Genomic DNA, 2389 nt, shown 5'->3' with positions numbered 1-2389 from the left:
TGAAAGATGAGGACAATTCTGAGTTATATATATTATATGACCCAGAACAAGATATTAGAAAAGGAAAATTTAAAGATTATTTTTACATAGATTTACCTCCCTTTGTTTTGAAAAAGAATATAAGAAATACTAAAAATATCTATGAATTTGCTGTGAAATCTACTAACTTAGGTAAAATGGGTATACCTAATAATATTGAAGGTATTGAACCTATGGTTAATAAAATAAAAAATGATAAATCTGCAATTAATAGAATTGAGAATATAATTGTGGACTTAATTGATAATGAGGGGTTAAATATAGAACAAATAGTATTATTATCTGACAGGAAATTCCAAAATTCAATACTTAATGAATATGGTTTTGAAACTATTGGTAAATGGTTGATAGACTTTGATTTTTCAAGAACAGGCGAGGAATCATTGAAATATAGGACGATTAGTGAATTCAAAGGGCTAGAGTCAGATATTATTATCTTTTTAAATCATAAAGAAAATATTACTGCTGAAGAAAAATATATAGCCTATACTCGTCCAAGATATATGTTGTATATTATTAAAAACTATTGGCTCTCTGACAAATGTTGTGAAGAAAAAACTGTAAATCTAAATATATCTAAATAAAAAAGGCATTTGCCTGGCTCCGTTGAATTAAATAGTTACAAACCAAAAAAATTCAATAAAGGAGTCAAGCAAATGCATAATAATCTTATCACAGATTTAATGGATTTACCAGACTTGGTTGCAACAAATTTGATCAAAACGGAAGAATATTTGTTTTTTATAGCTGATTATAAAATTGATCATGTTAAATGTCCCATTTGCGGTAAAAAAGCAGATAAAGTACACGATAGACGAGTTCAATTTATTCAAGATGTTCCTTATCAGGATAAAAAAGTGGCTATTAGACTAACTAAAAAGCGTTACAGATGTAGTCATTGTGGCAAAAGAGCAATACCTAAAAAGCTTAAGAGTATCCCTGATTATTCCAGGAATACTGAGCGTTTTAAAACATATCTTCTAAAACAGACTGATAGCCGTGATTATTCCAGAGTAGCCAGGGAAAATGATCTAAGTTATACCAGTATTAAAAATTTAGTAAATAGTCAATTAGACACACTAATTGAAGAAACTCAGCTTGAAGCCCTAGATAAGGTTGAAGCTATAAGTATTGATGAATTTGCTGTCAAGAAAAAACATAAATACGCAGTTGCTTTAACTGATCCAATTAACAGTAAGTTAATTGATATCTTACCTTCTCGGAAAAAAGATGATCTAATAGAATACTTTAATAACTGGCCTAAAGAACTGCGGGAACAGATCAAGTACTTCTCCATGGATATGTGGAGCCCATATAAAGCTGTTGCAGAAGATGTCTTTCCCAATGCACAGATAGTGGTAGATAAGTTCCATCTGGTTACAGCCATTAATAATGCCTTGGATAAGTTAAGAATAAAGGAACAGAACATACAGACTGCTGCCAACAGAAAGAAGTTCTATAAATCCAGACTCACGCTACTAATGGCTGGTGAAGATCTTAATGATAACAGTCATCAGAGACTGATAGAAATCTTTAAACTCTCTCCCGTTTTAGAAAAAGCATGGGAGCTGAAAGAAGAATTTAGGGACTTGCTTCAGATACCTGATGTTAAAGAATCTATTGAAGCTTTAAACCACTGGTATGAAAATGTTAGCAAGTATAAACTAAATCCTTTTTATAGAGCTAAAGGAACAGTAAAACGCTGGGAACAAAATGTAATCAACTATTTCAAAACCAGAATAACCAATGGATTTGCTGAAGGATTAAACAATAAAATCAAATTAATCAAAAGAATTGGCTACGGTGTTCCCAAAGTTGAAAACTTAAAACGCCGAGTATTTTTATCATTACTAAGTATTTAAAATTAAATTTAAGGTTTTTCTCCATTTCAGTGGATGAACACTGTGAAGTTTATTTGCTATGCTGATTAGTGGCTGTATTTTTAATTGAATAAATTTTTTATATGATATTTATACTATCCTTTTATTATTAAAAGGCCTATCAATTAAATAAAATAACCATAGAGAATTTTATGTATAATCATAAATTGATACACTAATTTGGAGAAGAACCAAATTTAAAAATTAAAGAAATAACATGATTCAATGGATGCTATTTAGATTTACAGTTTTTTCTTCACAACATTTGTCAGAGAGCCAAAATATAATATTGGAAATATATTATAAGCAATATTAAAATTAGGAAGTAACGAATTATTAGTCTTAGGCAAAAAATAATTATAAAAAAAGAAAGGGTGAAAAAGATGTCCAATAACAAAGAGTTGGAGGTTATTAAAGAAGCTATATTAAATGAAAATGAAGGTTATCAGGTATATTCTATAGCTGCACAA

2 protein-coding genes are annotated in these 2389 nt (G+C 29.4%); both read left to right on the top strand.

Going from position 1 to position 2389, the window contains the following annotated elements:
* The coding region (locus tag VJ881_01885; protein HKL74790.1) for a hypothetical protein at positions 1–623 on the top strand (623 nt) is incomplete at its 5' end.
* A gap of 72 nt (positions 624–695) precedes the next feature.
* The gene (locus tag VJ881_01880; GenBank protein ID HKL74789.1) at positions 696–1901 is read left to right on the top strand and encodes an ISL3 family transposase; all 1206 of its coding nucleotides are present in this window, start codon (positions 696–698) and stop codon (positions 1899–1901) included.
* The last annotated feature ends 488 nt before the right edge of the window (positions 1902–2389 follow it).

Source organism: Halanaerobiales bacterium, assembly GCA_035270125.1.
Lineage (GTDB): Bacteria > Bacillota > Halanaerobiia > Halanaerobiales > DATFIM01 > DATFIM01.
The sequence above is the reverse complement of the archived record's forward strand: the minus strand, read 5'-3'. Positions and strand labels throughout refer to the sequence as shown.

Coding starts and splice junctions, on each gene's coding strand:
- VJ881_01880 (HKL74789.1), top strand. CDS start 696: ATGCATAATAATCTTATCACAGATTTAATGGATTTACCAGACTTGGTT.